The 26195-nt window shown below is 71.7% G+C and carries 25 protein-coding genes; 10 read left to right on the top strand and 15 right to left on the bottom strand.

The features are described from left to right. Window positions 1-83: 83 nt before the first annotated feature. Together ACFZB3_RS41655 and ACFZB3_RS41650 are read right to left on the bottom strand one after the other, a co-directional pair. A complete protein-coding gene (locus tag ACFZB3_RS41655) occupies window positions 84-1502 on the bottom strand; it encodes a HEAT repeat domain-containing protein (protein WP_391386653.1) in 1419 nt (472 codons plus the stop codon). A 301-nt stretch (window positions 1503-1803) separates the two neighbouring features. Next, window positions 1804-2196: an ankyrin repeat domain-containing protein gene (locus ACFZB3_RS41650; RefSeq protein WP_391386650.1), complete on the bottom strand. Its 393-nt coding sequence runs from the start codon at window positions 2194-2196 to the stop codon at window positions 1804-1806. A 340-nt stretch (window positions 2197-2536) separates the two neighbouring features. Here ACFZB3_RS41650 and ACFZB3_RS41645 point away from each other — a divergent pair, with 340 nt between their 5' ends. Next, complete coding sequence (locus tag ACFZB3_RS41645; protein WP_189268091.1) at window positions 2537-2731, top strand: hypothetical protein; 195 nt, start codon at window positions 2537-2539, stop codon at window positions 2729-2731. A gap of 37 nt (window positions 2732-2768) precedes the next feature. Beyond that, window positions 2769-4325 (top strand): hypothetical protein, encoded by a 1557-nt coding sequence (locus tag ACFZB3_RS41640; protein ID WP_391386646.1) that lies wholly within the window; start codon window positions 2769-2771, stop codon window positions 4323-4325. 138 nt (window positions 4326-4463) lie between these two features. Here ACFZB3_RS41640 and ACFZB3_RS41635 read toward each other — a convergent pair whose 3' ends face one another. Next, window positions 4464-5966, bottom strand: a complete 1503-nt coding sequence (locus tag ACFZB3_RS41635; RefSeq protein ID WP_391386643.1) for an aminotransferase class I/II-fold pyridoxal phosphate-dependent enzyme — start codon at window positions 5964-5966, stop codon at window positions 4464-4466. A gap of 101 nt (window positions 5967-6067) precedes the next feature. Between ACFZB3_RS41635 and ACFZB3_RS41630 the strand changes: the two genes are divergently transcribed. The 4 genes from ACFZB3_RS41630 to ACFZB3_RS41615 all read left to right on the top strand — a co-directional run bounded on the left by ACFZB3_RS41630 (window position 6068) and on the right by ACFZB3_RS41615 (window position 9503). Further along, window positions 6068-6721 (top strand): YitT family protein, encoded by a 654-nt coding sequence (locus ACFZB3_RS41630; RefSeq protein ID WP_391386640.1) that lies wholly within the window; start codon window positions 6068-6070, stop codon window positions 6719-6721. Further along, the gene (locus tag ACFZB3_RS41625) at window positions 6718-7485 is read left to right on the top strand and encodes a glycerophosphodiester phosphodiesterase family protein (RefSeq protein WP_391386637.1); all 768 of its coding nucleotides are present in this window, start codon (window positions 6718-6720) and stop codon (window positions 7483-7485) included. The genes ACFZB3_RS41630 and ACFZB3_RS41625 overlap by 4 nt, the downstream gene beginning before the upstream one ends. 41 nt (window positions 7486-7526) lie before the next feature. Next, window positions 7527-8873 (top strand): MFS transporter, encoded by a 1347-nt coding sequence (locus ACFZB3_RS41620; protein ID WP_391386636.1) that lies wholly within the window; start codon window positions 7527-7529, stop codon window positions 8871-8873. Between the two features lie 255 nt (window positions 8874-9128). Beyond that, the gene (locus tag ACFZB3_RS41615) at window positions 9129-9503 is read left to right on the top strand and encodes an RNA polymerase-binding protein RbpA (RefSeq protein WP_010046329.1); all 375 of its coding nucleotides are present in this window, start codon (window positions 9129-9131) and stop codon (window positions 9501-9503) included. 121 nt (window positions 9504-9624) lie between these two features. Here ACFZB3_RS41615 and fxsA read toward each other — a convergent pair whose 3' ends face one another. The 4 genes from fxsA to ACFZB3_RS41595 all read right to left on the bottom strand — a co-directional run bounded on the left by fxsA (window position 9625) and on the right by ACFZB3_RS41595 (window position 13923). Beyond that, window positions 9625-10188 (bottom strand): FxsA family membrane protein, encoded by a 564-nt coding sequence (gene fxsA / locus ACFZB3_RS41610; protein WP_391386634.1) that lies wholly within the window; start codon window positions 10186-10188, stop codon window positions 9625-9627. Window positions 10189-10266: 78 nt separating this feature from the next. Next, window positions 10267-11061: a glycosyltransferase gene (locus ACFZB3_RS41605; RefSeq protein WP_391386632.1), complete on the bottom strand. Its 795-nt coding sequence runs from the start codon at window positions 11059-11061 to the stop codon at window positions 10267-10269. Window positions 11062-11648: 587 nt separating this feature from the next. Next, complete coding sequence (locus ACFZB3_RS41600) at window positions 11649-13253, bottom strand: amidohydrolase family protein (RefSeq protein ID WP_391386629.1); 1605 nt, start codon at window positions 13251-13253, stop codon at window positions 11649-11651. Window positions 13254-13482: 229 nt separating this feature from the next. Further along, on the bottom strand, window positions 13483-13923 hold the full coding sequence (locus ACFZB3_RS41595; protein ID WP_066997022.1) for an Lrp/AsnC family transcriptional regulator: 441 nt from the start codon (window positions 13921-13923) through the stop codon (window positions 13483-13485). A gap of 267 nt (window positions 13924-14190) precedes the next feature. Between ACFZB3_RS41595 and ACFZB3_RS41590 the strand changes: the two genes are divergently transcribed. Further along, window positions 14191-14649, top strand: coding sequence for a hypothetical protein (locus ACFZB3_RS41590; RefSeq protein ID WP_391386626.1), 459 nt, complete (start codon window positions 14191-14193; stop codon window positions 14647-14649). A 1-nt stretch (window position 14650) separates the two neighbouring features. Here ACFZB3_RS41590 and ACFZB3_RS41585 read toward each other — a convergent pair whose 3' ends face one another. Both ACFZB3_RS41585 and ACFZB3_RS41580 read right to left on the bottom strand, forming a co-directional pair. Further along, window positions 14651-15754: a phosphotransferase gene (locus ACFZB3_RS41585; RefSeq protein WP_391386623.1), complete on the bottom strand. Its 1104-nt coding sequence runs from the start codon at window positions 15752-15754 to the stop codon at window positions 14651-14653. Between the two features lie 14 nt (window positions 15755-15768). Beyond that, a complete protein-coding gene (locus ACFZB3_RS41580) occupies window positions 15769-16881 on the bottom strand; it encodes a hypothetical protein (protein ID WP_391386620.1) in 1113 nt (370 codons plus the stop codon). Between the two features lie 146 nt (window positions 16882-17027). Between ACFZB3_RS41580 and ACFZB3_RS41575 the strand changes: the two genes are divergently transcribed. Continuing rightward, complete coding sequence (locus tag ACFZB3_RS41575) at window positions 17028-17279, top strand: hypothetical protein (protein ID WP_391386617.1); 252 nt, start codon at window positions 17028-17030, stop codon at window positions 17277-17279. Here the strand turns inward: ACFZB3_RS41575 and ACFZB3_RS41570 are convergent. Beyond that, window positions 17242-18414, bottom strand: a complete 1173-nt coding sequence (locus ACFZB3_RS41570) for an acyl-CoA dehydrogenase family protein (RefSeq protein ID WP_391386614.1) — start codon at window positions 18412-18414, stop codon at window positions 17242-17244. The genes ACFZB3_RS41575 and ACFZB3_RS41570 overlap by 38 nt on opposite strands. Window positions 18415-18744: 330 nt before the next feature. Here ACFZB3_RS41570 and ACFZB3_RS41565 point away from each other — a divergent pair, with 330 nt between their 5' ends. Continuing rightward, window positions 18745-19986, top strand: a complete 1242-nt coding sequence (locus tag ACFZB3_RS41565; RefSeq protein ID WP_391386611.1) for a glycosyl hydrolase family 18 protein — start codon at window positions 18745-18747, stop codon at window positions 19984-19986. 92 nt (window positions 19987-20078) lie between these two features. On the opposite strand, the gene ACFZB3_RS41560 is transcribed toward ACFZB3_RS41565, so the two are convergent. The 5 genes from ACFZB3_RS41560 to ACFZB3_RS41540 form a co-directional block, all read right to left on the bottom strand. Continuing rightward, entirely contained in the window at window positions 20079-20738 is a 660-nt protein-coding gene (locus tag ACFZB3_RS41560) for a TetR family transcriptional regulator (protein ID WP_391386610.1), read from the bottom strand. Window positions 20739-20791: 53 nt separating this feature from the next. After that, entirely contained in the window at window positions 20792-20983 is a 192-nt protein-coding gene (locus ACFZB3_RS41555) for an SCO1431 family membrane protein (protein WP_391386607.1), read from the bottom strand. Window positions 20984-21031: 48 nt separating this feature from the next. Further along, window positions 21032-22456: a C39 family peptidase gene (locus ACFZB3_RS41550; protein ID WP_391386605.1), complete on the bottom strand. Its 1425-nt coding sequence runs from the start codon at window positions 22454-22456 to the stop codon at window positions 21032-21034. 185 nt (window positions 22457-22641) lie between these two features. Beyond that, entirely contained in the window at window positions 22642-24096 is a 1455-nt protein-coding gene (locus ACFZB3_RS41545; protein ID WP_391386738.1) for an amino acid permease, read from the bottom strand. A 79-nt stretch (window positions 24097-24175) separates the two neighbouring features. Next, window positions 24176-25126 carry a hypothetical protein gene (locus tag ACFZB3_RS41540; RefSeq protein ID WP_391386603.1) on the bottom strand — a complete coding sequence of 317 codons (951 nt, stop codon included), beginning with the start codon at window positions 25124-25126 and terminating at the stop codon, window positions 24176-24178. A gap of 198 nt (window positions 25127-25324) precedes the next feature. Between ACFZB3_RS41540 and ACFZB3_RS41535 the strand changes: the two genes are divergently transcribed. Beyond that, entirely contained in the window at window positions 25325-25993 is a 669-nt protein-coding gene (locus ACFZB3_RS41535; protein WP_391386599.1) for a uridine kinase, read from the top strand. The last annotated feature ends 202 nt before the right edge of the window (window positions 25994-26195 follow it).

Below are 26195 nucleotides of genomic sequence, written 5' to 3'. Positions count from 1 at the left end.
TCGTCCGCGTATGGAACGTGTGCGGGATCCCCCGTGGTTCCCGTGGTGTGCGTGGTGAGGCAGTTGTCCGGTGCAGTGATATGTCACATGGCAGACGTGTCCGGTCCGATACGGCTGCGTACGGCCGTCTGTACCTCCGCCTCCTCGGCGGGATCGGCGGCGAGCCGGCGGAGCTGTTCGACGACCCGGGCGTCACCGGTCTCGGCGTGCCGGGCGGCGAGTTCGCGGGTGGTCTCCTCGCAGTCCCACAGGCATTCGACGGCGAAGCCGGTGGCGAAGGAGGGATCGGTGGCGGCCAGGGCGCGGGCGGCGCGGCCGCGGAGGTGGGACGAGGCGGTCTCGCGGTAGATGTGGCGCAGGACGGGCGCGGCACAGACGATGCCGAGGCGTCCGGTGCCGTCGACCAGGGTCCACAGCGTCGGCGCGTCGGGGCCTTCGCCGCGTACGGCCTCCCGCAGCGCGGCGAGGACCAGTTCGCTGTCCTTGGTCCCGCCCCGGCAGGCCAGCATCCGGCCGGCGGCGGCGCCGAGGGCGTCGGGCCTGCGGGCCCAGCCGCGCGCACGGTCGACGGCGGCGATACTGCGCATGCGTTCGAAGGCGTCGACGGCGGCCTCCACCACGGTGGCCGTGCCGTCGACGACCGCGGCCTCGATCAGGTGGAGCGCGTCGGGGTCGTTGCTGTCGGCGAGGTAGCGCAGCGCGGTGCAGCGGGCTCCGTCGGTGCCGTCCTTGGCGGCCTGGAGGATCTCCGGCCGGTCCTCGGGTCCGGCGACGGCGACCAGGCAGCGGGCGGCCGGCACATGGAGGGCCGCGCCCCGCTCGACGCCCTGCTGGGCCCACTCGAAGACGGCACGCACGCTCCACCCCGGACGGGGCCCGGTAGGTCGCAGCTGGCGCTGCCAGCGGTCGAAGCAGCCGGTCTCCTGGGCGGCACGCACGCGCGTGGCGATCGATTCGCGAGGATCCTCGGCCCACAGCCGCCAGGGCCGTGGCTCGAACGCGTCCCGTACGGCGGCGGCCAGCTCGGCCTCGCCCTCGGCGTCCGTGGTGAAACGCGCCAGCACCGGGGCGGCGAGGGCGCGCAGGCCCGCGTCGTCGTCGCGCAGCGCCAGCTCGTCCAGGGCCCAGGCCCAGTTGGAGCCGGTCGCCGCGTACCTGCGCAGCAGTTCGAGCGCGTCCAGCCTGCCGTAGGAGGCGAGGTGCCCGAGCACGGCCAGCGCGAGGCCGGTGCGGGACTCCTCGGTGTCGAGGACGTCCTCGGGGTCGAAGAGGTGTGCCTCGATGGCGTCCAGCTCGCCGCGCAGGTCGAGGTAGAGCCGGGCGAAGTACAGGGAGCGGTTCTCCACCTGCCAGTCGTGGCGGGGGTCGTGGAGCACACAGTGGTTCAGCGCCGCGAGCGCTTCGGCGCGCGGGGCGGTGAGCGCGTGCAGCGTGCCGTCGCCACGGCCCCGCTGAAGCAGGCCGAGCAGCGTACCGCTGGGCGCTATGACCGGATCGAACATGGGAAACAGCCTCACATCAAGCGTCGACGCAACCGGAGAACACGCACTACCTGGCCGCGTGACACAACGTCGGAGCGCCCGCCGTCTCTTGCTTGCTGTAGACCATTTCTCTCTGCCTCTCGTCAGTGGCCCATGCGGGCCGCATCACGGCCCGCGCGGTGCGGCAACACCTGCCCAGCCATCGCGTCCGTGAATCACGACGTCATGATGACTCGGCACTTCGACCTGCCGCGACCGAAATTTCGGCGGCCCTGTACCGCCTCCCCCGTTTTGTGTGTTTTAGCTGGTCAGAACAGATGGGTCAGGAGGTACCGAACAGTTCCAGAACCTCCGCCTTGCCGAACATCCGTGCGGTGTCGACGGCCGACGGAGTGCCCGCCGCCGGGTCCGCGCCGGCGTCCACCAGCACCTTGACCACGTCCGTCTCGCCCTTGAAGACCGCTCCGGCGAGTGGCGTCTGACCACGGTCGTTGACCCGGTCGGCCTCGGCGCCACGGGCGAGCAGCTCACGCACCGCCGCCGCGTGGCCGTGGTAGGCGGCGAGCATCACGAGGGAGTCGCCGCGGTCGTTGGTGAGGTTGGCCGGAACTCCCGCGTCGAGGTACGCCACGAGCTCCTCGGTCCGCCCCTGCCGGGCCAGATCGAAGATCTTGGTCGCCAGCTCCACGACCTCGGGGTCGGGGGCTTCGCTCATCGGCCGGACCGCCTCTCCTGTGCGCTGCGGGGACTACCGCGGACGGGGGGAGCGTACGGCAACGGGCGGACCGCGGGGCCGTACGAGTGAATCGCCAGCGTACTGGCTCAGGGTGCACATGAGCGGATCTGCCCGAGGTAAAGATCACCGCAACCCCGCCGAACGATCACATTCCCGCACCGGAGGACGGTCAACCCGGCCAACTCGGGGCAGGAATGATCCACCGATCGGGTGAAAACAGGCGAGATTCACCCATTTACACCTTTAATCGTATGGATACCTGCTGTGATCCTGGAAGAACTCATGGTGACTGTCCCCCTTCGACACCAGGAGATCTCAAATGATCCTCTCCATCTCAGGCGTCATCGTGCTCGGCATCGTCGTCTTCCTCTTCTTCCGCAAGGACGGACTGAAGCCGTCGCACGCCACGGTCTCGGCACTCTTCGGCTTCTATCTCGCCAGCACGGCCATCGCGCCGAGCATCAAGGCCGGCGGCGAGAGCCTGGCGAGCCTGCTCGGCGGCATCAAGTTCTGATGCCCCACCCGTCCGTACGCACCGTGAGGAGACAGCAGTGGCCCGGCGCCCTCTCCCCCGCATTCTGAGCAACGGCGGCGCGCAGCTCGCCCGGAGCCGGGAGCTGGCCCGGACGGCCGCCGACAACGCCACCGACGTCCTCCACCCGCTCATCACCGTGACCCGCGGGCTGAGCCGGCTGGCCTCGGCCGGGCGGCACAGATGGACGGAGACGCCCAAGGACAAGCGAGGGCCGCTGCTGTTCCTGGTGGCCTCGGTCGTCCTGGTCGTGGCGCTGGTGCCGTACGGGCCGCTGCTCGCCGTCATCACCCTGATGGCGGCGAGCGCCTGGCAGGGCCGCGACCGCGCCCCGTCCCCGCCGGAGGGCCCCGACGAGTCGCAGACCCAGCGGCTCCAGTCCCTGTACGAGGCCCTGGTGCCGTACTTCTCGGCCGCCGAGGACCCGGCGCCGCTGTACGCACACGGCGGGGAGTGGGAGAAGGCCTTCCTCGCCCACGAGTTCGACGACGCGGGCCGCCTCGGCCAGCTCCTGCTGCGCTACCCCGCGTACTTCCCGGACGGCGAGCCGGGGGCCCGCGCACGGATCGAGAACCTGCTCACCGCGAAGTCCGGACGGGGCCGCGAGTACCACTTCGCGTGGGACGAGGAGGGCAACCGGCTCACGGTGACCGTCCTCGCCCCGCTGCCCACCGACATCTCCGCCCAGCGCTTCGTCACCGCGCCGGGCGAGACGGTCCTCGGGTTCACCGACCCCAGCGAGGTCCAGCGCACGCTCCCGCTCGCGTACGGCGAGGAGCAGCGTGACGTGCCGCCGGTCGTCTGGCGCACCGGCGCCCGCTCCACCGAGCCGCACCTGCTGGTCATGGGCCGCCCCGGCAGCGGCACCTCGACCCTGCTGCGCTCCATCGCGCTGCAGGCCCTCCAGTACGGCGACGTCCTCGTCGTCGAGGGCGGCGGCACCGGCGAGTACATGTGCCTGGCCGGCCGGGACGGGGTCCTCGCCGTCGAGTGCGGGCTCGCCGGGGCACTGGCCAGCCTGGAGTGGGCCGCGAACGAGACGGAGCGGCGGCTCATCGCCCTCAGCCGCGCGCGCCAGGCGGGCCACCCGCCGCCGGACGACTGCCGGCGGCCCCTGTGGATCCTCCTCGACCGCCCGAGCGCCTTCGTCCACCTGGCCTCGGCGGACGGCCACAAGGACCCGCAGGCCCTCCTCCAGACCCCCCTCCGGCACGGCCGCGCGGCCAACGTCACCGTGGTGGTCGCCGAACAGCTCGACAGCGCGGACGCGCTGAGCGAGGCGGTACGGCAGCACGCACGCGCGCGTGTCGTGCTGGGACCGGCGCTGCCGGACGAGCTGGCGGCGGCGCTGGGTGCCCCGCCGCACACGACGCCGTTGGCCCAGGTGCCGCCCGGGCGGGGGTATGCGCGGCTGGGGCACGGGCCGGTGCTGCGGCTCCAGGTGCCGGCGACTCCGGATCCGTACGACGACGCGACGAGCGAGGTGGACCGGGAGGCGGTGCTGGCCTTGTTGCCGCCGAGGAGCGAGGGGGTGGAGCAGGCGGTGCCTTTGGAGGCTGCGGTCGCCGAGGGCTGAGACGGGGGTGGGTGTCGCTCGCCCGCGCTTGCGGGGTGAGTAGCTGCGAAGCGCCCCGTAAGGGGCGCGGGGAACTGCGCGGCCGGCCCCCACCGGCCCGCAGCCGAAGCACCGCCCCGCCGCTACGCCACTACGCCGCTACGCCACAAACGACCGCGGCGCCTCCGTGCCGCCCCCGCTCACCCCGGCCTCCACCAACCGCGCCGCCGCAGCCAGCCGCGTCGCCGCCTCGTCCGCCACCGCGCCCCCCACGGTGAACGGAAGGCGTACATAGCCCTCGAAGGCCCCGTCGACCCCGAACCGCGGACCGGACGGGACGCGTACCCCCACCCGCTCCCCCGCCTCCGCGAGCCGGGAGCCGGACAGACCCCCCGCCCGGACCCAGAGCGTCAGACCGCCCTTCGGCACCTCGAACTCCCAGGTCGGCAGCTCCCGCCGTACCGCCGTCACCAGCGCCTCCCGGTTCTCCCGGGCCTGGGCCCGGCGCAGGTCGACGGCCTGGGCCCAGCCCCCCGTGCTGAACAACCAGTTCACCGCGAGCTGCTCCAGCACCGGCGTGCCCAGGTCCGCGTAGGCCCGCGCGGCGACCAGGCTGCGGATCACGTCGGGAGCCGCCCGGACCCAGCCGATGCGCATGCCCGCCCAGAACGCCTTGCTGGCGGAGCCGACCGTGACGACGGTGGAGCCCGCCGGGTCGAAGCCGCACACCGGGCGGGGCATCTCCACGTCGTCGTCCAGCCACAGCTCGCTCATCGTCTCGTCGGCGACCAGCACCGTGCCCGCCGAGCGGGCCGCGTCCACGAGGCGGCGCCGCTGGTCGTCGTCGGCGAGCGCCCCGGTGGGGTTGTGGAAGTCGGCGACCACATACGCGATCCGGGGCGCCGCCTCCCGCAGGACCTGGCGCCAGCGGTCCAGGTCCCAGCCGCCCAGCCCCTCGGCCATCGCCACCGGCACCAGCCGGGCGCCCGCCTCCCGCATCAGCTGGAGGATGTTGGCGTACGACGGCGACTCGACGGCGATGCGCTCGCCGCGGCCGCCGAAGAGATGGCAGATCGCGTCGATCGCGCCCATCGCGCCGGTGGTGACCATGATCTGCTCGGGCATGGTGGGGATCCCGCGCGCCGTGTAGCGCTCGGCGATCATCGAGCGGAGGACGGGCAGGCCCGCCGGATAGTCGCCGTGGGTGTGGGCGTACGGCGGGAGTTCCTCCAGGGCGCCCTGGACCGCGCGGGTCAGCCACGGCTCGGGGGCCGGCAGCGCGGCGCAGCCCAGGTCGATCACCGAGCCGAGCGCCTCGGGGGGCAGGGGTTCCAGGCCGCGGGCCGGGAGCGGGTTGCCCGCCGGGACCGCCGTCCAGCTGCCCGCGCCCCGGCGGGACTCCAGGAAGCCCTCCGCGCGCAGCGCCTCGTACGCCGCCGCCACCGTCGTACGGCTGACGGACAGGGCGAGGGCCAGTTCGCGTTCGGCGGGCAGCCGGGCGGCGACCGGGACCCGGCCCTCCAGGACCAGCAGCCGGATGCCGTCGGCGAGCGCGCGGTAGGCCGGCGGACGCCGGGTGCCCGGGCCCGCCGGGCGGTCCTGCTGCGAGTTGAGCAGCCGGGCGAGCTGTGCGGGCCCTACCGCCGAGGTCCACTGCGCCATGCGAATCAGTCCACCTTCCCCGAATTGGCCATGGATGGCTTTCCTTTCCAAGCCACAGAGTGACATGAGCCAGTCCACCATGACCACCAGGGGGGTATCCCTTGTCCACGCAAGGCCGTCTCGGGCGACGGTTGGTCCAGCTCTACGCGGGCCTCACGCTGTACGGCGTGAGCTCCGCGCTCCTTGTCGAGGCGGGCCTCGGCCTCGAACCCTGGGGCGTGCTGCACCAGGGGCTCGCCGGGCACACCGGGCTGAGCATCGGCACGGTGTCGATCGTCGTGGGAGCGGCCGTGCTGCTCCTGTGGATCCCGCTGCGCCAGCGCCCGGGCCTCGGCACGGTCTCCAACGTCTTCGTCATCGGCCTCGCCATGAACGCCGCGCTCGCCGTCCTCCCCGACGTGCACGCGTTCGCCGTGCGGATCCCGCTGATGGCGGCGGGCATCGTGCTCAACGGAGCGGCGACCGGCCTGTACATCGCGGCGAGCTTCGGGGCCGGCCCCCGGGACGGTCTGATGACGGGGCTGCACCGGCGTACCGGCCGTTCGATCCGGCTCATCCGTACGGCGATCGAGGTCGCGGTGGTCGTCACCGGGTTCGCGCTCGGCGGGACGGTCGGCGCGGGCACCCTGCTCTACGCCGTGTCCATCGGTCCGCTCGCACAGCTGTTCCTGAAGGTGTTCGCCGTCCCGGCGGCATCCGGGCGCAGCACGGTCGTTGCCACGGGGTCACCCGAGCGCGCCATACTGCGTCCGTGAGCACGCTGACACGCCACCCGTACCTGGACCACCCCGGCCCCATCGCCTTCGCCCATCGGGGCGGGGCCGCGGACGGCCTGGAGAACACCGTGGCGCAGTTCCGGCGCGCGGTCGAACTCGGCTACCGGTACATCGAGACCGATGTGCACGCCACGGCGGACGGCAGGCTCGTCGCCTTCCACGACGACACCCTGGACCGGGTCACCGACGGGGCCGGCCGGATCGCCGACCTGCCGTGGGAGGACGTACGGCACGCACGCGTGGCGGGCCGCGAGCCGCTCCCCCTCTTCGAGGAGCTGCTCGAAGAATTCCCGGACGTCCGCTGGAACGTGGACGCCAAGGCGGAGCCGGCCCTGCGGCCGCTCCTCGACCTGATCGAGAAGACGGACGCCTACGACCGGGTCTGCGTGGGGTCGTTCTCGGAGGCACGGGTGCTGCGGGCGCAGCGGCTGGCCGGGCCGCGCCTCGCCACCTCGTTCGGCACCCGTGGCGTGGTCGGGCTGCGGCTGCGCTCCTGGGGTCTGCCCGCCTCGGTGCGCCGGTCGGCGGTGGCCGCCCAGGTGCCCGAGTCCCAGTCGGGGGTCCCGGTGGTCGACCGGCGCTTCGTGCGCGCCGCCCACGCGCGCGGGCTGCACGTCCACGTGTGGACCATCAACGAGGCCGAGCGGATGCACCGGCTCCTGGACCTGGGAGTCGATGGCATCATGACCGATCACATCGACACGTTGCGTGAGGTCATGCAGAAGCGCGGCGTCTGGTTCTGAGGCGCGCGGGCGGTACTGCTGCGGGAGAGGCAAGGGCGCGGGTGGGCACCGAAACCGTGCGGACGGGGGTCTTCGACGAGACCGCCGAGCTACGGCGCGAACAGCGCGGCTGGTATTTCTACGACTGGGCGTGCTCGGTCTACTCGACGAGCGTCCTCACCGTGTTCCTCGGGCCGTACCTCACGTCGGTCGCCGACCACGCGGCGGACGCCGGCGGCTATGTGCACCCGCTCGGCATCCCGGTCCGGGCGGGCTCCTTCTTCGCCTATTCGGTCTCCCTGTCGGTGATCCTCGCCGTCGTGCTGATGCCCCTGGTGGGCAGCGCGGCCGACCGTACCGGCCGCAAGAAGCAGCTGCTCGGCGCGGCCGCGTACACCGGGGCCGCGGCGACGACGGGCATGTTCTTCCTGGACGGCGACCGCTATCTGCTCGGCGGGCTGCTGCTGATCGTCGCGAACGCCGCCCAGTCGGTCGCCCTGATGCTCTACAACTCCTACCTCCCCCAGATCGCCCCTCCCGAGGAACGCGACACCATCTCCTCCCGGGGCTGGGCCTTCGGCTACGCCTCCGGCTCGCTGGTGCTGGTCGTCAACCTGGTCCTCTACTCGGCGCACGGCTCCTTCGGCCTCTCCGAGACGGAGGCGGTCCGCATCTGCCTGGCCGGGGCGGGCCTGTGGTGGGGCGCGTTCACCCTCGTACCGCTGCGGCGGCTGCGCGACCGGGGCGGCCGGGCGGCCGAGGCGACGGCGCCGGGGCTGCGTCAACTCGTGGCGACCGCCCGTGACATGCGCCGGCATCCGCTGACACTCTCCTTCCTGCTGGCCTACCTCATCTACAACGACGGCATCCAGACCGTGATCTCCCAGGCGTCCGTCTACGGCTCCGAGGAGCTCGGCCTCGGCCAGTCGACGCTCATCGGCGCCGTCCTGATGGTGCAGGTGCTGGCCGTGGCGGGCGCGCTGACGATGGGGCGGCTGGCCAGGACGTACGGGGCGAAACGCACGATCCTGGGGTCGCTGGTGGCGTGGACGGTGACGCTGGCGGCCGGGTACTTCCTGCCGGCCGGGGCACCCGTGTGGTTCTTCGCCCTGGCGGCCGGTATCGGTCTCGTCCTCGGCGGCAGCCAGGCCCTGTCCCGCTCCCTGTTCTCCCATCTGGTGCCGCCCGGAAAAGAAGCCGAGTACTTCGCGGCGTACGAGATGAGCGATCGGGGGATGAGCTGGCTGGGACCGCTGTTGTTCGGGATCACCTACCAGCTGACCGGGAGCTACCGGTCGGCGATCATCTCGCTGGTGGCCTTCTTCGTCATCGGGTTCGCGCTGCTCGCGCGGGTGCCGGTGCGACAGGCGATCAGGGAGGCCGGCAACCCGGTTCCACAGAAGATTTAGCGTTCAACGCGGAAGGGCGGTAGTGTACGCGTTTGGCCTGCCAGGCGTACCGTTACTGCGCGTCAAAGATGCCGAAACGGTGGGTGACATCTGCTAGCAGATGTGACAAACCGGGCGCCGGTGGGTACAACAAGGGGCGGCTACGACGGCGACGCATGACCCGGAACGGGAATCTTTACCGCCGACCGGACGTTGACCGGATGACGACGACAGCGACACCTGTCCTGTGGGCGACAAGCCCGGGAGGCACGATTCATGAGTGAGCGAGCTCTTCGCGGTACGCGCCTCGTGGTGACCAGCTACGAGACGGACCGCGGTATCGACCTGGCCCCGCGCCAGGCCGTGGAGTACGCATGCGAGAAGGGGCACCGCTTCGAGATGCCCTTCTCGGTCGAGGCGGAGATCCCGCCGGAGTGGGAGTGCAAGGTCTGCGGGGCCCAGGCACTCCTCGTGGACGGCGACGGCCCTGAAGAGAAGAAGGCCAAGCCCGCGCGTACCCACTGGGACATGCTGATGGAGCGGCGTACCCGCGAGGAACTCGAAGAGGTCCTCGAGGAGCGTCTGGCGGTTCTGCGGTCCGGGGCGATGAACATCGCGATTCATCCCAGGGACAGCCGCAAGTCCGCATAGTCCCGTGTAGTTCCGTCTGACGGAAACCGACACAACAACCGAGGGCGCCGTACGTTCTGTGAACGTACGGCGCCCTCGGTTGTCGTGGGTGCGGCTGCGCCGGGGCGACCGGCGCAGGCACTCATCGGGTCAGCGGCGGCCGCTCCCCCGTCGGCTCGTCACCCGGACGGGGGCCGTCGTCCCGGATCACCTCGCCCTGGACGACCTTTCCGTCCGGGCGGTGCATGCGGGCCTGCTGGAAGGCGTTGCCCAGGGTGCCGGGGGCGGCGGCGCGGAGCTTGCGGTCGAGGGTGCGCTCGGCGATGCGCGAGACCGCCTTCTGGACCGGGGGCAGCAGAAGCAGCAGGCCGAGGGCATCGGAGACCAGGCCCGGGATGATGAGGAGCAGGCCGCCCAGCATCATCAGGCCGTTGCCACCGCCGCGCTCCGGGGAGCCGCCGCGCTGGATCGCCTCGTTCAGGCTCCGGAAGGCGCGCCGGCCGGCGCGCTTGATGACCACGGAGCCGGCCACGAAACCCGCCACCAGGAGCAGGAACACCGTCAACCCGCCCGCCGCGCCCGCGACCACCGTCAGCAGCCAGATCTCCAGCACCAGCCACACCGCGAGACCCAGCGGCAGGTATCTGCCGAGCCGGGAGCGCCGGGGCCGGGTGGTGTACGGAGGGGTCTGCGCGCCAGTCGTCATGCTCCCAGTGTGCCTGGGCCCGGCTCAGTGCGGCATAAGGGGATGATCAACCGGAACTGTGAGGTTCCCGGGCGTTCGCTAGGACCGCTTGCCCTTGCCGGTGATCCTGCCGACGCGGTCGGTGACGCCCCACGAGGTGACCCGCCACAGCGCCTCGACCAGGATGTCGCGGCTCATCTTGGAGTCGCCGAACTCCCGCTCGACGAAGGTGATGGGCACCTCGACGACCTGGTAGCCGGCCTTGATCGCCCGGCGGGCCAGGTCGACCTGGAAGCAGTAGCCCTGCGAGGCGACCTCGTCGAGGCCCAGGCCCTCCAGGGTCTCGCGGCGGAAGGCGCGGTACCCGCCGGTGATGTCCCGCAGGGGCAGGTCGAGGGCGAGCCGGGAGTACAGGGATCCGCCCCGGGAGATGAACTCACGGGACTTCGGCCAGTTGACCACCCGGCCGCCGGGCACCCACCGGGAGCCGAGCACCAGGTCGGCACCCTTCAGCGCGGTCAGCAGCCGGGGCAGCTCCTCCGGCTGGTGGGAGCCGTCCGCGTCCATCTCGACGAGCACGCCGTAGCCGTTGTCCATGCCCCAGTGGAAGCCCGCGAGGTAGGCGGCGCCGAGGCCTTCCTTGCCCTTGCGGTGCAGCACCTGGACGTGGTCGTCCTCGGCGGCCAGTTCGTCGGCGAGCTTGCCCGTGCCGTCGGGGCTGTTGTCGTCCGCCACCAGCACGTGCGCCTCGGGGACGGCCTGACGCACCCGGCCGACGATGGACTTGATGTTCTCCGCCTCGTTGTACGTGGGAATGATCACCAAGGCCGTGCCGAGCGGGCCGAACCGCCGCCCCTGGGCCTTGGCCGCGAGGGTCCCGTCGCCGTCGTTCACTGCTGCCCCTTCATGTCGTACGCAGGGGACCACCATAGTGGCCGCAGCCTGCACTGACGTGACAGCTCATTCGTATGGTGGTGTCGATTCCGCAAGAACGGGGTAAGGATGCCCGTTTCGGGTGGCGGTCATACGCGTTTTCGCCACTCTGTTCCCCTACGGATGGGGGCCCGGCGCCCTTCGGGCCGACCTGGGACCCGCTGGCTGCGGGTCGACCGAAAGCCGTTGTCTACTGAGCGTCCGGGCCCCACCCGGGTCACACCTCCCGACCGGCCGGAACGTTCCCTCGTCGGCGCGGGCGCTGAGCCTGGCTCCCAGTGGCGGTGCCCCGGTGCGGCACACCGTCCCTGACCCAGCGGCGCTGCGACGAGTGCGCGAACTGCTCCATGGTCGGGCGTCCGGTGGTGGACTCCGCCGAACCTACCGGCCCGCTGCCGTTGGCTGTCAACAGCCGTTTGACCTGCGGAAACGCAGTCAAACCCCTGGTCAGCGCAGAGGATGCGCAGGTCGCGCGACGGGACGGCGGCCGTCGATCACGACCGCGCCACCCCGGGAGATCACTCGCCCGGCCGTACGAATGCGGGGGGTCACTCGCCCGGTCGTACGAACACGGTCCGGCCGCCCACCACGGTGCGCAGACAGACCGGCAGCTCGCGGCCGGGGGTGAGGTCGGGCAGGCCGGGGGTGCCGGAGCGCGGGTCGGTCGACCAGCGGGCGACCCGGTCGTCCGGCGCCTGCACCACCAGTTCGTCGGTGCGCCAGACCGCGTAGTCGGCGGGCGCCCCCGGCACCAGGACGCCCGCGTCGTCCCGGCCGATCGCGCGCCAGCCGCCGCGGGTGTGCGCGGTGAACGCGGCGCGCACGGAGACCCGGTGCCCGGGCGTGTGGTGGAAGGCGGCGGCCCGGACGGTCCCCCAGGGGTCGAGCGGGGTGACCGGACTGTCGGAGCCGAAGGCGAGCGGGACCCCGGCCTTCAGGAGGGCGGCGAACGGGTTCAGGGTGCGGGCCCGCTCGGCGCCGAGCCGCTGGGCGTACATGCCGTCCGCGCCGCCCCACAGCGCGTCGAAGGCGGGCTGCACAGAGGCGATCAGACCGAGTTCGGCGAAGCCGGCGATGTGCTCGGGCGTGAGCATCTCGGCGTGCTCGACGCGGTGCCGGGCGGCCCGGACCCGGTCCAGGCCGACCTTCCCCGCGGCGGCGCGCACGCCCGCCACGACGGCGGTCACGGCGGCGTCGCCGATGGCGTGGAAGCCGGCCTGCAGACCGGCCTCGGTGCAGGCGACGACATGGGCGGCGACGGCTTCCGCGTCCAGGTAGGCGGCGCCGGTGTGGCCCGCGTCGGCGTACGGCTCGTGCAGGCAGGCGGTGTGGGAGCCGAGGGCGCCGTCGACGAACAGGTCGCCGGCGGCACCGAGCGCGCCCAGCCGGCGGGCCTTCGCCACGTCCTCCTCGGCCCAGTAGCCGACGACGCGCGGTCCGGGCAGTTCGGCGGCGAGCCGCAGCAGCCCGGTGAAGTCGTCCTCGGAGGAGATCTTCGGCCCGCCGCACTCGTGCACGGTGCCGATGCCGAGGGAGGCCGCATGGGCGAGGGCGGTGCGCTGGGCCTCGGCACGCTGTGCGGGCGTCACGGCCGCGAACGCGGCGGCGCGGACGGCGTGGTGCGCGTCACCGGTGAGCGGCGCGTCCTGACGCGGGGCCGCGCCCGGGACCAGGTCCAGCAGGGCCGTGGTGACGACCGCCGAGTGGACGTCGATGCGGGAGAGATAGAGCGGGCGGCCGCCGGTGGCCGCGTCCAGTTCGGCGCGGGTCGGCGGGCGGCCGCCGGCCCAGCGGGAGGCGTCCCAGCCGTGCCCGAGCAGGACCCGGTCGTCCGGGCGGGCGGCGGCGAACTCCTGCACCAGCGCCAGGGCCGCGGCCACCGAGGGCGCCCCGGACAGGTCGAGGCCGGTCAGGGCGAGGCCCGTGGAGGTGGTGTGGACGTGGGCGTCCGTGAAGGCGGGCGTGACCAGGGCCCCGTCGAGGTCGACCACCTCGTCGACCCCGTCCGCGAAGGCGTCGGCGGCCCCCTCGGAACCGACCCAGGCGACCTGCCCGCGCTCCACGACCATCGCGGTCGCGAACGGATCGGCGGGGCTGTGTACCTCTCCACGACGGAGAAGAACGGTCTGGGGCTCGGGGCTGCGCTCACTCATGGGGAACAGTTTCGCCCCTGCCACCGGCGCCTCCGGACAGGGGTCCCGGAAACGCGCCCCCGCGCGACCAGCCGCGACACGCAGTCGCACTCGGACCACGTTCCAAGGCACCCGGAACGGTCGGCCGTGCCCACCCGTTCCGCCCTGCGGAACGCCTGCCCACGGCGGTCGTGGCGGGGCGGCGGGAGCGGGAGCGACGGCAGGGGCCGGCGGCGCGGGCTCGGCCCGCTCAGATCTTCGGTGGCCGGGCCTCGTACGGTGTCGACAGCACCACCGTCGTCCGGGTCGACACCCCCGCCAGGCTGCGCAGCCTGGCCAGCAGCTCCTCCAGTTCGTGCGGGGTCGCCACCCGCACCTTGAGGATGTAGTTCTCGTCGCCCGCCACGCTGTGGCACGCCTCGATCTCGGGGACGCCGGCCAGGCGGTCCGCGATGTCGTCGGGGGCGCTGGGGTCGAACGGTTTCACCGAGATGAACGCCGTCATGGGCAGCCCGACGGCCTCCGGGTCGACGACCGCGGCGTAGCCGCGGATGACGCCGCGCTGTTCCAGCCGGCGCACCCGCTGGTGCACGGCCGACGTGGACAGACCCGTGGCCTTGCCCAGGTCCGTGTAGCTCATCCGCCCGTCCTTGACGAGCAGCTGCACGATTTGACGGTCCAGCTCCTCCATGGCGGAAAAACTACAGTGCACCTGATCTCCACGGATAGCTCAGCGGTCCAGGTCATGGCCGGTTCGTGATGTCACGGAACACTGATGGCGGGCCGTCCGGCGGACAAATCCACCGCAGCGGGCACCTGCGTGCGGCATGTGACGAACGCCACAGCCCTCGAACGGGCTCCGTGATGCTCTCGTGATTACCGCCGAGACCGGACGGGAAGTGCTTGCTGTGGTCGAGGCCGCAGCGCCGTAACGGCCCAGCCCGAGGGGGAGTTACCCATGCAGAGTCTTAAGCGCCCTGGTCGTTCCGTGTCCAAGCGCCCGCAGTTGGTGGTCGAGCCCGAGCCGGAGGGCGTCGAACCCGACCTCTACGAGGCCGAGGAGCTGGACGCCTACGACACCTTCGAGATGTTCCGGGTGATCTGCCCGGACTGCGCGCAGTCGATCGCGCTGCTGGCGGACGAGGAGTTCCTGCCGGAGCACGCGCTGTGCGCCTCGCCGTGGAACCCGTTCGGCCTCACCGTCTGTGCCGGCACGGGCCGCGCGGCGGACGACGCCCCGTCCGCGGACGAGTCGGCCGAGCCGCAGGAGCAGGACACCGCCCTCCTGCTCACCCTCCCGCAGGGTCTGAACTGGCGGACGCAGCCCTTCTCGCACGTCGGCGGCCCGGGCTCGCGCCCGATGCAGGTAGCGGCACTGCGCCCCGGCGGCTACGCCGTCGACCGTCAGGCTGCCTGAGTCACCGCACCGCGTCCCAGTAGCTGCCCTGCACCATGGCGCGCAGACTGCCGTGGTGCAGGATCAGTGTGTCCGGATCCGCGGGGACGGCGGCCTCGCCGAAATACACCTGCCGGTAGGCGATGCGCAGCATGACGATGGCGTGCCGCAGGGCCGCGTACAGGGTGTAGAAGTCCATGTCCCGCGGCGTGTGGCCGGTCAGCCGGGCGTAGCGGGCCTCGACGCGGTCGCGGCGCAGGAACGCGGGCAGGCCGCGCTGTCCGGAGGCGGCCGTGAGGTCCTGGAAGAAGCGGTGCAGGTAGACGGTCCAGCCGAGGTCCACCTCGCGCGGGGCCGGTGCCGCCATCTCCCAGTCCAGGACGGCGACGGGGTCGAACCCGTCGTAGACGACGTTCCCGATGCGGGCGTCCCCCCAGTTGAGCACCGGCGTGCCCGGCTCGTGCGGCCACAGGTCCGCGAGCCGGTCGAAGGCGGCCTCGATCAGGGGTGAGCGGGCGAGTCCGGCCACCACCCAGTCGTAGTAGCGCCGTTGGGACTCGACATGCCGGTGCAGGGCGTCGCCGTCCCCGGGCAGGGCGAGGAACTCCAGTGCTGCCGAGGGGACTTGGTCGTGCAGCCGGGCCAACAGGGCGACGGAGGCGGCTTCCAGGTGCGCGCGTTCGGCGTCGCTCGCCGCGTGCAGCCAGTTCCCCTCGTACGTGTAGGGCATGACGTCGGGCGGGACGCGCCCCTCGACGCACTCCATCACGAAGAAGGGCGCGCCGAGCGGTCCGGGATCCTCCTCCAGCCACAGGACGCGGGGCACGGGCAGGTCCGTGCGCTCGGCGACCAGTCGCATGGTGCGGTACTGGCGGGTGAGGTCGTACGACGGGAAGACCGTGTACGCCGACGGATCCGCCGCGAGCCGCAACGCGCAGGCCCGCAAGGGGGGTTCGGGGTGCTCGATCTCGAAGAGCAGGGTCTCGCTGGACATGCCGTTGGAGGCGGGGACCGTGACGCCGACGGCCTTGGCGCCGGGGAGCCGGGCGTCCAGCCAGGCGGTCAGCCGGCGGGCGAGGTCCTCCGGGTCGCGGGTGGTGGTGCGCGGGCGCGGTTTCGTCGTCATCCCGGCCTCCTCCTTCAGGGCGCCACCGAGTCGAAGCCGGTGAAGCCGCTCGGATCGTGTCTGCCGAACGAGCCGTGCTCGAAGATGCCGTGGCCGGTCCGCCCGTCCAGGCGGAAGCGGGCGGAGTGGTCGGTGACGCCGTAGGCCGCGCGGGGGTGCGGCGCGGTCAGGTCGTAGGTGCGGCGGTCCACCCAGCCCCGGCCCTGCCAGGTGCCGTGCTGCCAGTCGTCCGCGGGCGGGTAGCCGGCGCCGACCGCGAGCGGCGAGGAGGTGAGGATCTCCACCTCCAGTTCCCGGGGTTTGCGGGGGTCGCCGAGGTGGACGACGGCACGCTCGGGGTGGCGGGTGCCGGAGCGGTAGGCGATCTCGGTGTGCGGCCAGCCGAGTTGGCGGTCGCGCTCGCCGGGGCGGACCAGGGTGGCCTCGTTCAGGGTGCGGTGGCCGTCGGCGTCCTCCTGGGTGATGACCATCAGGAAGCGGTCCTCGAAGCGGACCGGGCACCAGATCCAGTGGAAGCCCTCGGTCGGGTTCTCCTCGGCGAGCCGCCCTGCCTCCTCCCCCGGGATCGGGCGGACGCCCCAGCTGCGGTCCCGGGTGCCGGTCCAGCCTGCCGGGTCGACGCGGAACTCCTCGCCGGCGGCCCGTATCACCCCGGACACTCCCCCGGCCTGCACGAACCTGCGGCCCTCCAGCGTCAGCCGGTCGCCCCGGCGTTGCAGGTGGTGCGGCTCCCACAGGGCCGGGAAGCCGGCGGTCCAGGTGAGGTCGTAGGAGAGGGAGCCGCCGTCGACCGAGTCGTCGCAGGTCAGCCGGAAGCGCCGGAGCGGCTCCTCGACCTCGATGCGCAGCGGGCCGACCGCGAGCCGTGTCCGGTCGTCGCCGAGGGCGTCCGAGGCGCGGACCGCGTGCAGGGTGTCCCCGGTGCGCAGGGTGGCGTAGGCGTCGATCACCCCGACGTTCGGGTAGACGCCGAGGCCGAGGATGAGCAGGGCGCGGCCGTCGTGGTCGAGGACGTGGAAGATGCAGCGGTCGTAGGCGTTCCGGTCCCCGGTGGCGACGTGCTTCATGGAGAGCGGGACCTGGTGCACGGGGTACTCGTCGAGCGGTACGGGACGGTCGTCGGCCATGGCAGGCCTCCCCGGAGGCTGGAGACGGTCCGGCTGACGGTACGTCAGAAAATGGACGGAGACCAGATCCGGGAGGGGACGTCCACGAACTCACGCACGATTCGGGGGATCGGTGACCAGGGCGGCCGCCCCCGCGTTGGCCGGGCATGACGACCACCTACACCGCTCTCGGCCGTCAGCGCCGGATCTTCGTGCCCCCGCCCGCGGCATCGCTGCCACCGCCCGCACCGCAGGATCCGCCCATCTACCGCGATCTGATGCGGACCTGGGCCGACCGGGGCCGCGCCCTGCCGGGCCGCCACGACCCGGAGTGGGCCAGGCTGGCGGCGCCGACGGTGGTACGCGGGCAGTTCAGCGAGTTCAGCGACTTTCCGGGCCCGCCACGTGACGGGCGATGACCATCCGCTGGATCTGGTTGGTGCCCTCGACGATCTGCAGGACCTTGGCCTCGCGCATGTAGCGCTCGACCGGGAAGTCCGCGGTGTAGCCGTAGCCGCCGAGTATCTGGACGGCGTCGGTGGTGACCTTCATCGCGGTGTCGGTGCAGTGCAGCTTGGCCATGGCGGCCTGCTTGGCGAACGGCCGGCCCGCGTCGCGCAGCCGGGCCGCCGCGAGGTAGAGGGCCCGGCCGGCCTCGATCTGGGTGGCCATGTCGGCGATCATGAAGCGCAGGCCCTGGAAGTCGGCGATGGGGTGGCCGAACTGCCGGCGCCCGGTGGCGTAGCCGACCGCCTCGTCCAGCGCCGCCTGGGCCAGGCCGATCGCGCAGGCGGCGATACCGAGCCGCCCGGAGTCCAGCGCGGAGAGGGCGATCGCGAAGCCCTGGCCCTCCTCGCCGAGGCGGCGGTCGTCGGCGACCCGGACGTCGTCGAAGTGGACCTGGGCGGTCGGTGAGCCCTTCATGCCCATCTTCTTCTCGGGCACCGCGCCGCTGAGGCCCTCGGCGTCGCCGGGGACCAGGAAGGCGCTGATCCCGTGCGAGCCCTCGGCGCCGGTGCGGGCCATGACCGTGTAGAAGTCGGCGATGCCGCCGTGCGTGATCCAGGCCTTGGTGCCGTTGAGCACCCAGGCGTCGCCGTCCCGGACCGCCCTGGTGCGCAGGGAGGCGGCGTCCGAGCCGGAGGCCGGCTCGGAGAGGCAGTAGGCGCCGAGCAGGCCGCCGCCGAGCATCGCGGGCAGGTGCTCGACCTGCTGCTGCTTGGTGCCGTAGGCGGCGAGCGCGTAGCTCGCGAGGGTGTGCACGCTGACGCCCAGGCCGACGGTGAGACGGGCCGCGGCCAGTTCCTCCAGGACCTGGAGGTAGACCTCGTAGGGCTGGTCACCGCCGCCGTACTCGGAGTCGTACGGCAGGCCGAGCAGGCCTGATTCGGAGAGCAGGGAGAAGACCTCGCGCGGGAAGCGCCCGGCGTCCTCCTCCTCGGCCGCCCTCGGTGCGATCTCACGCCGGGCGATCTCCCGGACCAGCGCGAGCAGGTCCCTCGCCTCGTCCGTGGGCAGTTGACGCTCCACCGGCTGCGGGTCGCGGTCGGACATGGCGTCGGTCTCCTCCCTGTCGGGCAGCAGCGGTCACGGCCCGCGGGATAGGGGCGGCTCCGCCTGTCTTTCGGGTGCGGCCGAGGTCGGCGTTCCGGGTCTCGGAAGCTGCTGACCTGCGGCTGCGCAGTGAGTATGCCCGATCAGGGACCTCCCGTCACCAGTTAACGACCGCTTACTTCAGGAAATCCAGGCCAACATTCACATCCCGCGAAATTGGTCCGAACCATTGACCCGACTGGTCTAGTCCTCCTAGGGTTCATGACCAACGCTTTACCGCGTTCATGCCAATCGGCGCGCGTTCCCCTCTCCCCCAGGAGGAGACACCCGATGCACATCACCCACCGCTCCCGGTTCCGGGCGCTGCTCTCCGCGGCCTGTTGCGCCGTCCTCGGCGCCGGGCTGCTGGCCGGCGCGGGCACGGCGTCCGCGGCGGCCCCGTCCGCCCCGTCCGCCCCCCAGGTCCAGGCCGGCTCCAAGGTCGTCGGCTACTTCACGGAATGGGGTACCTACGACCGCAAGTACCTGGTCAAGAACGTCGAGACCTCCGGCTCGGCCGCGAAGCTCACCCACATCAACTACGCCTTCGGCAACGTCACCGGCGGCAAGTGCGCGATGGGCGACTCGTACGCGGCGACCGACCGGACCTACACCGCAGCCGAGTCCGTGGACGGCGTCGCGGACACCTGGGACCAGCCGCTGCGCGGCAACTTCAACCAGCTGCTGAAGCTGAAGAAGAAGCACCCGAACCTCAAGATCCTCTGGTCCTTCGGCGGCTGGACCTGGTCGAGCGGCTTCGGCGAGGCCGCCAGGAACCCCACCGCCTTCGCCCAGTCCTGCTACGACCTGGTGAAGAACTCCAAGTGGGCCGGGGTCTTCGACGGCATCGACATCGACTGGGAGTACCCGAACGCCTGCGGCAACACCTGCGACACCAGCGGCCGGGCCGCGTTCAAGAACGTGATGGCGGCCCTGCGCTCGAAGTTCGGGAGCAGCTCGCTGGTCACGGCCGCGATCACCGCCGACGCCACCAGCGGCGGCAAGATCGACGCGGCCGACTACGCGGGCGCGGCGCAGTACGTCGACTGGTACAACCCGATGACGTACGACTACTTCGGCGCCTGGGCCTCGACCGGCCCCACGGCCCCGCACTCGCCGCTGAACTCCTACTCGGGCATCCCGACGGCGAACTTCTACACCTCGGCGACCATCGCCAAGCTCAGGGGCCTCGGCATCCCGGCGGCCAAGCTGCTGCTCGGCATCGGCTTCTACGGCCGCGGCTGGACCGGCGTCACCCAGGCGGCGCCCGGCGGCTCGGCGACCGGACCGGCGGCGGGCACGTACGAGGCGGGCATCGACGACTACAAGGTGCTCAAGACCAAGTGCCCGGCGACCGGCACGGTGGGCGGCACGGCGTACGCCAAGTGCGGCAGCGACTGGTGGAGCTACGACACCCCGGCGACCATCGCGACCAAGATGACGTACAAGAACCAGCAGGGCCTCGGCGGCACCTTCTTCTGGGAGCTGAGCGGCGACACCACCAACGGTGAGCTGATCAAGGCCATCAACTGACCCCGGTCACGGGGGCCCGGGGCGGGGGGACCACGAGCCCTCCGCCCCGGCGGTCTGCCCGGCGGGACACCGCGCGCACCGGCCCCGGTGCGTCAGGTGTCCCGGCGGGCCGGGGTCGGGGCGCGGTAGGACGGGTCCAGTTCCTCGATGGCGCGCAGGGTGCCGCCGAGCGTCTTGACCAGCAGCTCGCACATGGTCTCGCGGGAGAGTTCGGGCCGGTCGATCCAGTCGAGGGTGGCGCCCTCCACGCTGCACAGCCAGGCGAGCAGGCCGACCCTGGCGAGCGGGGCGATGTCGGTGCGGCCGTAGGCGCCCTCGGCGATGGTCGCGACGATCGCCTCGCGCACCCCGTCCCGGATGGCGTGCACCTCGGTGTCGAAGCCGACACCGCCGCTGACGATGGTGCGGTACGCGGCCTGGTGGTGCTCGGCGTAGCGCAGGTAGCTGTCGATGGTCCGGTGGACGCGGTCCGCCTGGGGCAGCTCCAGGCCGCTCGCGGCATAGGTGACCAGGTCGGCGACGGAGTCCTGGATGATCGCCAGGTAGTAGCCGCGCTTTGACTGGAAGTAGTAGTAGATCAGCCCTTTGGCGACATGCGCCTGCTTGGCGATGTCGTCCATGGAGAGCGCGTCGTACGAGGTGTCGGCGAACAACTTCCGCCCGATGGCGATGAGTTCGGCACGACGAGCCACGGAACGCTCGGTGCCGCGCGCCCGGGGACGGGCGGCGGCACGTTGTTGACTGATATTCAATTTCGACCCTGGTCTCAACGGGCTGCGGGACATCCGCAGTATGTCAGTTCACGTCACAGCAGACCGAGTTGAGTTACCAACATGGCGATGACCACGACAAGAGTCCACCCCATGACATGTTCCAGAACCTTCGGGCCGTCGTCCTTGGGGCCGCCGGTACGGGCGCGGGCGGCGGTGGCGGAGTGTGTGGTCATGCCGTCCACCATGCCACCGATTGCGGCTTTTGCGGCGGAGAGCTTGGTCACAGCGCAGCGGCCCCCCGGAAGTCTCCGGGGGGCCGCCGTCGTGCCCGGTCAGCGCACGCCGACCGCCGCGAGCGCCTTGAGCTGGGCCGCGGTCGGACAGGCCGGGAAGTACAGGTAGCAGACGCCCCCGGTACCGGAGACGACCTTCCCGGTGGCGTTGTACCGCTTGGTCCGCAACCAGATGTTCTCGAACTCCCGCCGCAGGTAGACCCGCCGGACCGCGTCGTCGTCGGCCGAGCACGGGTCGTTGGCGATCACGTCGCCGTCCGCGGTGAAGCCGATCACGGTCATCAGGTGCCCGGAGGTGCCGTAGCCGGCGCCCGTCAGCTCCGACGCGAGGAACGACTGCGACGTTATGGCCGGGATGCCGGCCGCGATCAGGGTCTCCAGGTCGGTGAGCGAGGCCAGTCGCGTTATCACGCCCTGGAGGTCCTGGTACGTCGACGCGTAGGCGGCGTTGAACGGCCAGTTGCCGCAGCCCCCGTACTGGTAGTCGTAGGTGTAGCGGGCCGCGTAGCAGACCTGCGGATCGGCGTAGGACGGGTCGACCCAGGCCAGCTGCGCCGCGGTGGGCCGCCCGCCCCAGTACTCGACGATCATCTGCGAGGAGGTGGGGCTGCACCAGGCCTCGCCGCCGTTGTCGTACTCGGGGTACTGGCCCTTGTGGATCTCCTGGGAGTAGCGCGGGACCTTGAGTTCCTGGGCCAGACCCGGGGTGGAGGCCGGGACGGTGAAGCGGTCCGGGATGTCGGAGCCCATGGCGCCCAGCCGCCAGACGGTCGGGGTGAGCCTGGAGCCCGGCTTGCGGTAGAGGGTCAGGCGCAGCTGGTACGAGGTGAGGCGCAGGCCGGTGGTGGCGTCGTCGACGGCGAAGGTGTCGGTCCAGACGGTGCTCCTGCCGTCGGTCTGGCCGTCCACCGAGGTCCGCTTGATGTCCTGGTCGCCGGCCGCCCAGCGGCCCATGACGTACCAGGGGGTGGCGGTGCCGTCGGAGTAGGTGCCGTGCAGTTCGACCTGGATCCAGGTGCCGGCCGGGGTGTCCGCGTTCCAGGAGGCGATGGTCTCGGTCGCGGGGACGGCGAGCTGGTGCACCGGGCCGGTCCAGGTGGCGTACTCCCAGGTGGCGGTGGTACCGGTGTGGGGGTCGGTGTAGGAGGTGGTGCCGGCCGGGGTGCCGATCACCAGACCGGGCCGGGTGCCCGCGACGGCGCCGGCGCCCTTGGCGGTGCCGGTCTTCCAGTCGGTGTAGGTCGTCCAGGAGCGGTAGTCGATCGGACGGGTCCCGTCCCGGCCGCGGCCCGGGCGGCCGTTCCCGGCCCGGCGGGTCTCGGTCCGGGCGGTCTCGTCGGCGTCGGCCTGCGGCGCGGCGGCCGCCGGCACCGCGGGGACCACGCCCTGGACCACGGTCGCCGCCGCGACGGACGCGGCGGCTGCCAGAACGGTTCTGCGGGACGGCTGTTCGGCTCTGCTCATGGGTGGAGGACCCCCAGGTGTGCGCGTCACGGCTGATCCGGAGCAAGGGCTGTGCGCCAACTATGGAGCAGGCGCCATGCCCCTGCCAGCACTTCCGCCCATGCCACGCCAACCAATATTGGTCTCGTCCGCTGAAAGGGCCCCGGCACCGTCGCCGGGGCTCCCTCATACGGGTCCGGGTCCGGTCAGATGAGGTCCATCGCGGCGACCTCGTCGGGGCGGCCGTAGCTGACCGGGCCCTGGAAGCGGCGGCGGGCGGTGGCGAACCACCAGACCGTGGCCACGACCAGGACGGCGGCCAGCGCGATCGGCGCGTAGTTGAAGGAGTCGACGGTGATCGGCGAGGCCTGCGGCAGCATGAACAGGACGCTGCTGAGCAGGGTCCAGACCACCGCCAGCCAGCCGACCGGCCTGCTCCAGCGGCCCAGGTTCCACGGCCCCGGCCGGAAGTCGTCGCCCAGCCGCAGACGCAGGAACACGGGCACGGCGTAGGCGAGGAACAGGCCGACGACGTTGACGCTGACGATCGCGGTGAACGCCGTGTGCGACCACCAGCCCGGCACCACCAGGGCGAGCGAGCAGGCCACCGCCAGCCAGACGGCCTTGACGGGGGTCCGGGTCCGGGGCGAGACCGAGTGCCACAGGCGGGAGCCGGGCATCGCGCCGTCCCGGGAGAAGGCGAAGATCTGCCGGGTGTTGCTGGTGAGGTTGGCGAGGCCGCAGAAGAGCATGGCGCCGATGACGACGAGCAGCATCGCCTTGGCCCAGCCCATGCCGAGGCCGTCGATGAGGATCTGGACGGGCGGCGCGGAGGAGCTCGCCACCTTGGCGTAGTCGCCGATGCTGTACACCAGCGCGAGCATCAGGACGAGGCCGGTGATCGCCGAATAGCCGATGGAACGGATGATCCCTCTGGGGGCGTTGACGGTCGCCCGGACGGTTTCCTCGGACATGTGGAAGCTGCCGTCGAAGCCGGTGAAGGTCCAGCTGGTGACCAGCAGCCCGAGCAGGCCGCCGTAAAGGCCGTTGGTGAAGCCGGTGTTGTTCACGAAATGCGTCACGAAGGACGCCGACTGGTGGTGGTCCGGCATCACGATCAGTGTGCTCACGATCACCACGAGTCCGATCAGCAGCCACCAGACGGAAATCCGGTTCAGTACGGCGACCAGCTGGACGGTGTACGTGTTGGCGAGCCCCTGCACCACGATGACGAGGGCCGTGATCAGGACCGTCTGGTGGGCGGTCGGCGTGTACGAGGGCCACTGCAGGGCGACGAAGGCCTGGATGAAGGTGGCGGCCGCGTAGCCGGTGGCCGCGGTGCCGCCGATCTGGCCCACGAAGTTCAGCCAGCCCGTGTACCAGGACCAGGCGCCCTTGTGCCGTTTGGCGAGTTTGCCGGCGGAGAAATACAGGGCGCCGCTCGTCGGATACGCGGAGGCGACTTCCGCCATGGCGGCGCCGATGCAGAGCACCATGACGCAGACGCCGATCCACCCGAACACGAGAATGCGGGGGCCGCCCGCGTTCATACCGAATCCGAAGGACGAGAAAATCCCGGAGAGAATATTGATGATGGTGAAGGAGATGGCGAAATTGTCGAAGGCCTGGAATCGGCGGGTGAGTTTCCGCGGATAACCCATCGCGTGCAGGGTCGCGTCGTCGTCGAGCGTGACGGGGTCCGCTGTGCGTTCTGACACGTGCCGGCCTTTCTCTGGGACTCTAGGAGGGGATGGGCAGGCCGCAGGCGCGGCGGGCCCGGGAGAGCTGGTCGGCCGGTTCGCCGAAGACGCTCCAGGGCATGCGTGAGGCGTACGGCCCCATGACCGTGAGGACCGCCCGGGCCTCGAACTGGCACTGGGCCATGACCAGCGCGTGCGCGAGGTAGGCCAGGTCGAGCACCGGGGTGAAGCGGTATCCGGCGACCGTGGGCAGCCAGTGCTGGTAGACCGACAACGCGGTGCTGCGCCACTGGGGCTGTTCCCAGACCCGCTCGGCGAGCAGCTGGGTGGGGTTGTGGCTCTCCACCAGCGCGACCAGCGGCAGCAGTCGCAGTGCGGAGTCGGCGGGCGCCCGCTGGGCGAGGAAGGCGGCGACGTCCCAGGCCGCGTTGACCGAGCCGCCGTACCGGGTGAAGAAGAACGACAGGAAGCGGTGGTGGGCCTCGCGGTGCCAGGGGTCGAGGGCGAGGGTGTCCGCGAACAGCCGCCAGGGGCCGGACGGGGAGGTCAGCAGGCCGCCGGGGGCGGGGTCGTGCGGGCGGTGCAGCCGGGCCATGGCCAGCTTGGCGGCCCGGGGCGTGGGGTCGGCGGGGTTCATGGCACCGGCCCGGTCGCAGGCGGCGAGGGCGATCCGCTCCAGCGCCTCGGCCCGCTCGTCACGGGCGTCGGCCGCCCGGATCGCCCGCTGTACGGCCACCCGGGCCCACATCAGCGCGGACTCGGGGCCCGGCTCCTCGGCCAGCCAGCGCTCCACCAGGTCGGTGCCGGCCGCCTCGGAGGCGAGGACCAGGGAGCGGTGGGCGCGCAGGGCGAAGTCGGCACGCGTCTCGGCCAGCGCCTCACGGGCGGTCAGATATCTGCCGGCGCGCACGTCCACGCATACGCTCGCGAGCAGGCGGTCGTCGGCCGCCGGATGCCATACATAGTGCCCCTCGAATAACTCCGCGGCCATCTTCCCTGTCCGTCCCCGTTCGACGCGTGCACACTGAAGGCACCCTACTCAGGGCCGGGCGGGCCGGAAACGTGCGAGATCGACATATCGGTCAGCGGGTCGGAAATATTAATGGGCGCGGTGAAGAACGGCTCGAAATTAGTTCAAGCCGATACTTCTCCGGAGCCGTGAACGCCCGCTATGCGCCGCACTACTAGAATGTTTCCGGAAAACACCCCCACACCGCAGCACACCTCGGGAACGGCCATTCACCAGCTCACCTCCGCACTCCGGGCCCTGCCGCCCTCCTGCGGCCCGGTCCGCCTCGTCGGCGTCGACGGGCACGCCGGGTCCGGGAAGACCACGTTCACCGGCCGGCTGGCCGCCGCCCTCGGCGGTGCGCCGGTACTGCACCTCGACGACATCGCCAGCCACGAGGAGCTGTTCGCCTGGACCGGCCGGCTGCTGGCCGAGGTGATCGGGCCACTCGGCCACGGCGAGCCGGCCCACTACTCCCCCTACGACTGGCACGCCCGCCGCTTCGGCCCGCCCCGCCCGCTGCCACCCGCCCCGGTGGTCCTCGTCGAGGGCGTCGGGGCCGGCCGCCGGGCGCTGCGCCCCTTCCTGGCGCGGCTGCTGTGGATGGAGCTGCCGCACGAGGAGGCCTGGACCCGGGGCAGGGCCCGGGACGGCGCGGAGCAACGGGATTTCTGGGCCGAGTGGGTCAGGGCGGAATGCGAACACTTCAGCGAAGACCCCTCAAGGCCTTACGCCGACCTGCTGGTGACGCAGTCACAAAAGGGATATGAGGTGCTGCCGGGGCCCGCGAGGACACTTGGACCGGACCAGTCCATCACCCACCGTGACGGACCGTCGGCTGTGTGCTGAACTTGTGAAGACCCACCTCCAGGAAGTTGCCCGAGTACCTCAACTCGGCTTGACCCGGGGGTCGTACAGGACTTACGTTCTGAATGAGCGGCCACTCGAAGCCGCCCTGCAGACGCGAAGCCCCCGGTTGTTCCCCCGTGATCGGGGGCTTCGTTCTGCCCTTTACCCCTTTTGTGTGCGCGGCGTGCGTCCCCGCGCTCAC

It is taken from the genome of Streptomyces sp. NPDC008092 (assembly GCF_042957285.1).
GTDB lineage: Bacteria > Actinomycetota > Actinomycetes > Streptomycetales > Streptomycetaceae > Streptomyces.
Note: the sequence above shows the minus strand (reverse complement) of the source record. Positions and strands in the feature narration are given on the sequence as shown.

What these genes read in the sequence shown, in the direction of transcription:
- ACFZB3_RS41655 (WP_391386653.1), bottom strand. Translation starts at nt 1,502, where the DNA reads ATGTTCGATCCGGTCATAGCGCCCAGCGGTACGCTGCTCGGCCTGCTT.
- ACFZB3_RS41650 (WP_391386650.1), bottom strand. Translation starts at nt 2,196, where the DNA reads ATGAGCGAAGCCCCCGACCCCGAGGTCGTGGAGCTGGCGACCAAGATC.
- ACFZB3_RS41645 (WP_189268091.1), top strand. Translation starts at nt 2,537, where the DNA reads ATGATCCTCTCCATCTCAGGCGTCATCGTGCTCGGCATCGTCGTCTTC.
- ACFZB3_RS41635 (WP_391386643.1), bottom strand. Translation starts at nt 5,966, where the DNA reads ATGGCGCAGTGGACCTCGGCGGTAGGGCCCGCACAGCTCGCCCGGCTG.
- ACFZB3_RS41615 (WP_010046329.1), top strand. Translation starts at nt 9,129, where the DNA reads ATGAGTGAGCGAGCTCTTCGCGGTACGCGCCTCGTGGTGACCAGCTAC.
- fxsA (WP_391386634.1), bottom strand. Translation starts at nt 10,188, where the DNA reads ATGACGACTGGCGCGCAGACCCCTCCGTACACCACCCGGCCCCGGCGC.
- ACFZB3_RS41600 (WP_391386629.1), bottom strand. Translation starts at nt 13,253, where the DNA reads ATGAGTGAGCGCAGCCCCGAGCCCCAGACCGTTCTTCTCCGTCGTGGA.
- ACFZB3_RS41595 (WP_066997022.1), bottom strand. Translation starts at nt 13,923, where the DNA reads ATGGAGGAGCTGGACCGTCAAATCGTGCAGCTGCTCGTCAAGGACGGG.
- ACFZB3_RS41590 (WP_391386626.1), top strand. Translation starts at nt 14,191, where the DNA reads ATGCAGAGTCTTAAGCGCCCTGGTCGTTCCGTGTCCAAGCGCCCGCAG.
- ACFZB3_RS41585 (WP_391386623.1), bottom strand. Translation starts at nt 15,754, where the DNA reads ATGACGACGAAACCGCGCCCGCGCACCACCACCCGCGACCCGGAGGAC.
- ACFZB3_RS41580 (WP_391386620.1), bottom strand. Translation starts at nt 16,881, where the DNA reads ATGGCCGACGACCGTCCCGTACCGCTCGACGAGTACCCCGTGCACCAG.
- ACFZB3_RS41575 (WP_391386617.1), top strand. Translation starts at nt 17,028, where the DNA reads ATGACGACCACCTACACCGCTCTCGGCCGTCAGCGCCGGATCTTCGTG.
- ACFZB3_RS41570 (WP_391386614.1), bottom strand. Translation starts at nt 18,414, where the DNA reads ATGTCCGACCGCGACCCGCAGCCGGTGGAGCGTCAACTGCCCACGGAC.
- ACFZB3_RS41565 (WP_391386611.1), top strand. Translation starts at nt 18,745, where the DNA reads ATGCACATCACCCACCGCTCCCGGTTCCGGGCGCTGCTCTCCGCGGCC.
- ACFZB3_RS41550 (WP_391386605.1), bottom strand. Translation starts at nt 22,456, where the DNA reads ATGAGCAGAGCCGAACAGCCGTCCCGCAGAACCGTTCTGGCAGCCGCC.
- ACFZB3_RS41545 (WP_391386738.1), bottom strand. Translation starts at nt 24,096, where the DNA reads ATGGGTTATCCGCGGAAACTCACCCGCCGATTCCAGGCCTTCGACAAT.
- ACFZB3_RS41540 (WP_391386603.1), bottom strand. Translation starts at nt 25,126, where the DNA reads ATGGCCGCGGAGTTATTCGAGGGGCACTATGTATGGCATCCGGCGGCC.
- ACFZB3_RS41535 (WP_391386599.1), top strand. Translation starts at nt 25,325, where the DNA reads ATGTTTCCGGAAAACACCCCCACACCGCAGCACACCTCGGGAACGGCC.